The 6,016-nt window shown below is 51.1% G+C and carries 4 protein-coding genes and 2 pseudogenes; 2 read left to right on the top strand and 4 right to left on the bottom strand.

The annotated features are described in order from the left end of the window. Positions 1-967, top strand: a pseudogene (locus tag LKD37_RS16665) (hypothetical protein); the annotation flags it as partial. Next, positions 870-2,276, top strand: a pseudogene (locus LKD37_RS16670) (relaxase/mobilization nuclease domain-containing protein). The pseudogenes LKD37_RS16665 and LKD37_RS16670, both read left to right, overlap by 98 nt. A gap of 166 nt (positions 2,277-2,442) precedes the next feature. Here the strand turns inward: LKD37_RS16670 and LKD37_RS16675 are convergent. From LKD37_RS16675 to LKD37_RS16690, 4 genes are all read right to left on the bottom strand, one after another. Further along, positions 2,443-2,937 carry an SseB family protein gene (locus LKD37_RS16675; RefSeq protein ID WP_302930207.1) on the bottom strand — a complete coding sequence of 165 codons (495 nt, stop codon included), beginning with the start codon at positions 2,935-2,937 and terminating at the stop codon, positions 2,443-2,445. Positions 2,938-2,965: 28 nt separating this feature from the next. After that, the gene (locus LKD37_RS16680; RefSeq protein WP_302930208.1) at positions 2,966-3,268 is read right to left on the bottom strand and encodes a hypothetical protein; all 303 of its coding nucleotides are present in this window, start codon (positions 3,266-3,268) and stop codon (positions 2,966-2,968) included. A gap of 62 nt (positions 3,269-3,330) precedes the next feature. Then, positions 3,331-4,491, bottom strand: coding sequence for an ADP-ribosylglycohydrolase family protein (locus LKD37_RS16685; protein ID WP_302930209.1), 1,161 nt, complete (start codon positions 4,489-4,491; stop codon positions 3,331-3,333). Positions 4,492-4,496: 5 nt separating this feature from the next. Continuing rightward, a complete protein-coding gene (locus LKD37_RS16690; RefSeq protein ID WP_302930210.1) occupies positions 4,497-5,558 on the bottom strand; it encodes a hypothetical protein in 1,062 nt (353 codons plus the stop codon). Positions 5,559-6,016 lie beyond the last annotated feature (458 nt).

Raw genomic sequence — 6,016 nt, forward strand, 5'->3', positions numbered from 1 at the left:
CTACAACATTGACGATTCCTATCTTGATGGGTATGATGAGTTCAACGCCGAGGTACAGTTCCGAAACGCTGCAAAAGCCAGCATCACCTATATGCTCATGAGCCGATGCGGATTGGAGCCGGAAGCCTACCGGGCGCGTACCCGGTTTTCAAAGTTCTTCAACCTCCCGGAGCTGATGCAGCTATTCAAGGAAGCCGCCGACATCAAGACGGCGGATCAGCTTCATCTGCCCACGCCGACGCCCATCTATCACAATGTCGTGGCGCAGCCGACAGAGATTCAGAAAGGCATGGTGCAGGAGCTTTCCGAGCGTGTTGCAAGAGTCCACGCGGGGATCGTGGACGCAAGCACAGATAATATGCTCAAGATCACCTCGGATGGGCGCAAGCTGGGGCTTGACCAGCGCGTTATCAATCCCGACCTGCCTGATGAGGCAGGCAGTAAGGTTAATCTGTGCGTGGATAATATCTATTCCGTCTGGAAGGACGGACAGGCAGATAAGCTCACCCAGCTCGTCTTCTGCGACCTCTCCACACCAAAAGCGGCAGTGCCTGCATCCAGAGCGGCAAAGGCCGCAGGCGGGAACCTCGACAGTCCGGAACTTCACGCGCTGGAAGCTGCCATTGGTCAGGATACATCCGAAGAACCGGCGTTCACAATTTATGACGACATCCGGGAAAAGCTCGTAGCCCGCGGCATCCCCCGTGAGCAGATCGCGTTCATCCATGAAGCCAATACCGATGCTGGGCGCATGGCTCGTTGCACAGCTCCACCTGCTGCGGGACTGGATGAAAGAAAAAGTATATTGATAGAGCAAGCGCGGAAGCGTAAAAGCTTCCGCGCTATCTTTTTGCAAAGGGGGCTTGCCCGTGGCGACCACGCGAATCATTCCCATGCACGTCAACAAGGGCAAGACCATTGCCCAATGCCTGACGGAACGGACGGACTACGCAAAGAATCCGGATAAGACGGAAGACGGTGAATATATTTCGGCCTATGCCTGTGATACCAAGACAGCGGACAGCGAGTTTCTTCTATCCAAGCGTCAGTACCGCCAGCTCACCGGCCGGGAGCAGGCCAGCGATGTGATTGCGTATCAGATTCGCTAGGCGTTCAAGCCGGGTGAGGTCACACCGGAGGAAGCCAACCAACTCGGCTATGAATTTGCCAAGCGCTTCACCAAGGGCGACCATGCCTTTATCGTCTGTACCCACACCGACAAAAAGCATATCCATAATCACATTATTTGGAACTCCACTACGCTGGACTGCACGCGGAAATTTCGCAACTTCTGGGGCAGCACCGAAGCTGTCCGGAAGCTCAGTGATCTTGTTTGTATGGAGCACCGGCTGTCTGTGATTGAGAATCCAAAGCCGCACGGCAAGAGCTACAACAAATGGCTGGGTGGCAATGCAAAGCCCTGTCAGCGCGATCTGCTGCGTGCCGCCATTGACGCGGCGCTTGCGAAGAAGCCGGAAAATTTCGAGGTGTTTCTGAAGCTGGTGGAGGAAGCCGGTTATACCGTAAAGCGCGGCAAGCATGTCACCTTCATGCGGGACGGTCAGCCGCAGAATATCCGTCTCCGTTCGCTGGGCGAAGGTTACTCGGAAGAAGAGTTGCGGGCTGTGATCCTCGGCACGCGGGTGCATACGCCGCGCAGGAAAAAGTCGTTTCCTTCCAAGGCATCAAGGCCGACGCTGATTTCACAGATTGAAGCCAAAATCGGCAGCGGCAAAGGCACTGCCTATGACCAGAAGCTGAAAGTCGTGAAGCTGAAAAGCATGGCCGAAACGCTGCTGTTCATTCAGAAGCATGACTTTGCAGATTTCGATGCGCTGGCCGATTACGCGGATGCCGCAAGCGGCAGGACGAAGGAACTGACAGCGAAAATAAAGGCAGCGGAGAGCCGTATGGCGGAGATCGCCGTACTGAAAACGCACATCATCAATTACGCTAAGACCAGAGATATCTACACTGCCTATCGCAAGGCCGGGTATTCCAAGAAATACTACGATGCGCATGAGAGTGACATCATCATCCACAAGGCAGCGAAAAAAGTGTTTGACGATCTGGCGCTGAAAAAGCTGCCCACCGTCAAGAGCCTACAAGCAGAATACTCTGATTTGCTTGTGCAGAAGAAGCTCGATTATGCTGAACTTTCCAAGGCGCGTGACGAGGCAAAGCGGCTCCAGATTTATAAGGCCAACGCCGAGATGCTCCTGCGCACGGATGCCGATGAACAGCGGCAGACAAGAGAGCATCAACAGGAAAAATAGCACTGCTTTGCAGGGCGCAGCCGAATGGGAACCGTTCGATCAATCAGGGGCTTGGGGGGAGAACTTCCCCCAACAAGCAAAGGGAGATTTCCGTCATCCGGAAATCTCCCTGTTCGTCAAGTTTGTATAAACGCAGGCATTGCTTGCCAAGTGTGTTGCTGCGCTGTCACAGCTGCGGCATCACCACATTTTCTATGAACCTTTGGCTCATATAGAAAGGTGCCTCGCCAAACGGATTGATGATGGCTGGCATATCAATTTCCGTGAGTATCCGCAAATAGTCCTTCGGGTCATACAGCATAAGCGGAACTTTCTCGCCTTTGGCTGCTTCTTTTCTGGAAGTAAACATAGGGATCACTTCGGTGCCATCACCAAGTCGTGCCGTTACCCAAGTCGGCTTGCTTCCGCTCTTCGGATGTAGTTCCTGATTCGGAGACAACTCTTCGGGATTGAGTCCCCCAAGCAGTTCATCAAAATCGACCTCGACCGGGACGAGAAGTGGGGCCTGCGTCAACGCAGCAACGATAAGCTTCAGTGTTGGTTCATCTCTATAGTTTTTCTTCGCAAAAGTACTGATTCCGGCTTTGAGAAAAACCAGCGCCTTGCCTGCTGGATCTCCGTCCGGGAATGTGCTCAAATATTCAAAATCCAGTTCATCCAAATCAAAATACCTCTGTTTCTTTCAGCGTTCAGGTTCCCAGTGCCTGTTTCGTGAAATGGAGAAGGGCATTGTCAAACTCCTCTCGGCTATCTATTCCGGTCAGATACTGCTCGCCATCTTCAACAATAAGCTTTTTTACGAAAAAATCGGAGGCATCCTCCGGATTGCTCAAAAATACGTAAGTGTTTCCGTCCAGCGGGAGCTTCATCAGCTCCATGTACTCGACCCCGTCAAACTCAACCATGTTGACGCCAACCTCTTCGTCTGCGCCTTCCGCATCTATCGGATATTTCTTCTGAATTCGCCGTTTGATTGCTTCAAATATGTTCATATCTTTTCCCCCTCGATAGGCCATCAGACATAGGCAAGCGCGTTTCGTCTGATGGCAGTTTTCTATGCTTTCCAGTGCGCATCGATATACTTTCTTGCCCAATCCGGATCGTAATCGGTGTCATATTCGCTCATGAGGCAGCCGCGGCAGAGATCATCAGACATTTCAAGAAGAACATCAAGCAATTCCAGATTATCCTTCCACTTTGCTTCGATGGGATTATAGCCGTTGATTGCGCCAAGAATATTGCCCGTGACCGCGCCGGTGGAGTCGCTGTCGCCGTCGTGGTTCACAGCCGCGATGATACCGGCGGAAAAATCATGCTCATAGCGTAGCGCACAATAAATTGCAATTGCCAGCGTTTCCTCGGCTACCCAGCCGCCGCCCAGCTGCCTGATATTGTTTCTGTCTGTATCATGATTTGCAGCCAGCCGCACCGCCTTGTCGATGATTGTACACAGGTCATCAAGATAGTCCGTACCGCCAAACAGGCGTCTGATCGTATCCACTGCCTCATCAATGATCTCCAGAAGTGTCATTTGCTTTTCACGCGGGAAAACGATCCGGTTCAGAATATGCGTCAGAACCGCAGCGGGCAGATAGCCCAGGGGATGTCCATGTGTGATCGCTGACAGATAGGCGCCCTCTTGATCGAGCCACTCAAGCGGTGTATTTGCGTTATGGATTCCCAGCGGAGCCACTCTCATAATGCCGCCGCAGCCTTTGCTGTTGTTTCGCGGGTTATCTATGTAATCGCCCGTATTACGGCTTTTGCGTGCCTCAGATAACGCGGAAATGCAGGTGTTGCCCGGTGCTCTCCGGCTGTATAGCGCGGGGACATCCAACAACCAGGACACGCCGCGGCCGCAGTCATACCGCTTCGTCTGTGAACCAGTCCGGTAGTTCGCATACTGCGTTGTCAGCCAATCCTGATAAGCCATCGCCACGTAGTCGTGCGGCGCAGCACCAATGCCGCGCATACGCCCGCGCGTTTCCCAAAACAGAATGCCATTCGCGGTAAAAAGCGTCATTTGCGTGTCGTCCGATATCAGAGCTTTTCCGCTTGCGCGGTCAAGCTCATATGCAGTGATACCCAACTCGCCGTATTTACCGGTGATCCTGTCAAGCGTCATAAACTCAACAGGGTAGCCGAGTGCATCCCCAATCGCACCACCGATCAGCGCCCCGCGGATCTTGTCCAGATTCTTTTCCGAAGCTTTCATCTTTTCTAGTCCTCCGCCGTCAGACATTCTCTGATGCGACCATAATAATCTGCAACGGCAAGCTCGGCATATTGTCTGGCTTGGATCTCTATCGTTTGATAATAATAGTCCATCAGATCGCTGCTTCCATCGTTGTAATCAGACATTTCTTCAATGTAACTGCCCACGTATTGAAACAGCAGCATATTCCGATATTTTTCCGGGGTGTCCTCATACAGCGCAATCATTTGATATTGATAAGCGTGGTAACACTCATGGCACAAGCTGTCCAGCACGTCGGCAGCGGATGCCGTTTCCAGTTGACCGAGGTCTATCACGATTTCATGGTCTTTGTGGCTATAATGTGCCGCAGTCTCGCCGTTCAAAACGCTACTCTTTAAGTACACCTCATGGTTCAGTCCCAAATATCGGATCTCGATATTCAAAACTACGCCTAATACATCCAGCTTTTGTTGAGAATTCAATTTTTTCCACTCTTCCTCTCGAAGTAAGCAAACCGTGTCAATATTGTTTTTGACTGTCCATTCTTCAGCTTCGGATGCAGCGGAAACGAGCGGCGTTTTTGTCGTCATCAATCCGAGCCCAAATATATTACTGATGCCAACCGGCACAATCAAAATCAAGATGCAAACGGCGGTTATCGTTCTGGCTCCGAGTAGGCTGTGAACGACTTGACGTTTCCGTCCCTCTGCACTGTGATGTTCGCTGTGCGCCGTTGGAAGCATGCCAAGGATGATAAATGCAAGCGACAGAATGCCGGCAAGCAGCACCGAACACCAAACCAGTCTGGGAAGATACGTGCGGTAGGTAACGACTGCATACAGCTCATACGGGAGAAGAATGTTGGTAAACAGGCTTAAATTATTCCTGCGCTTTTTCATCGTAATGATGTACCCGAAAGCGACAAGCGTAAGCGCCGAAATCCATAAGATTATCTTGGATTGTTTGACAGTCATTCCGGGAATCGCGGTAAATAGAACCCCTCGATACCAAAGCATCGCCGTAATTAGCCAAAGCAGGTGATCGGTAATGTATTTCTGCGGGCGCATGGTATTCGCATTTCTCATTGATTTTTCCCTTTAAATGTTCTCTCTGGCAAGCAATTCGAGCTGCGCTCATAATTCAGAACAATAAATGATGCAGTACGGCGTAGATTCTCATTCTCTGTTGTTCAGAAATACTACCCCATATACTTTCGCTCAGGCCATTATAATTAGACTCCATTTACATATCCGACGTGCTCCCGTTCACGTATTAAGAAGGGGGGGGAGCTTTATTGGTGGCAGTCTCTTGGTGTACGAATAAATTATACCCAATACTACCATCTCCGTCAAGGCGGCGAAAGCCAACCCTGAGAAAGTAATGTGTAAATGACCTTTCAGTGAGAAGATAAAAAATCTAATATGTAGGTTTGTCAAACATATTGGACAGCGAACTCAATCGGTGAGAGCCAGCGGAGGGGTCTCATGGGCAAGTTGTTGGCGCGGCGGTTATGGACGGCAAGCTGCTTGGCAAAGTCGTTGAG

The organism is Brotocaccenecus cirricatena (genome assembly GCF_020687045.1).
In the GTDB taxonomy this organism is placed as follows: Bacteria; Bacillota; Clostridia; order Oscillospirales; family Oscillospiraceae; genus Vescimonas; species Vescimonas cirricatena.

Excerpts from the sequence above, each read along its gene's own strand:
- LKD37_RS16680 (WP_302930208.1), bottom strand. The coding sequence starts at position 3,268 with ATGAACATATTTGAAGCAATCAAACGGCGAATTCAGAAGAAATATCCG.
- LKD37_RS16685 (WP_302930209.1), bottom strand. The coding sequence starts at position 4,491 with ATGAAAGCTTCGGAAAAGAATCTGGACAAGATCCGCGGGGCGCTGATC.
- LKD37_RS16690 (WP_302930210.1), bottom strand. The coding sequence starts at position 5,558 with ATGAGAAATGCGAATACCATGCGCCCGCAGAAATACATTACCGATCAC.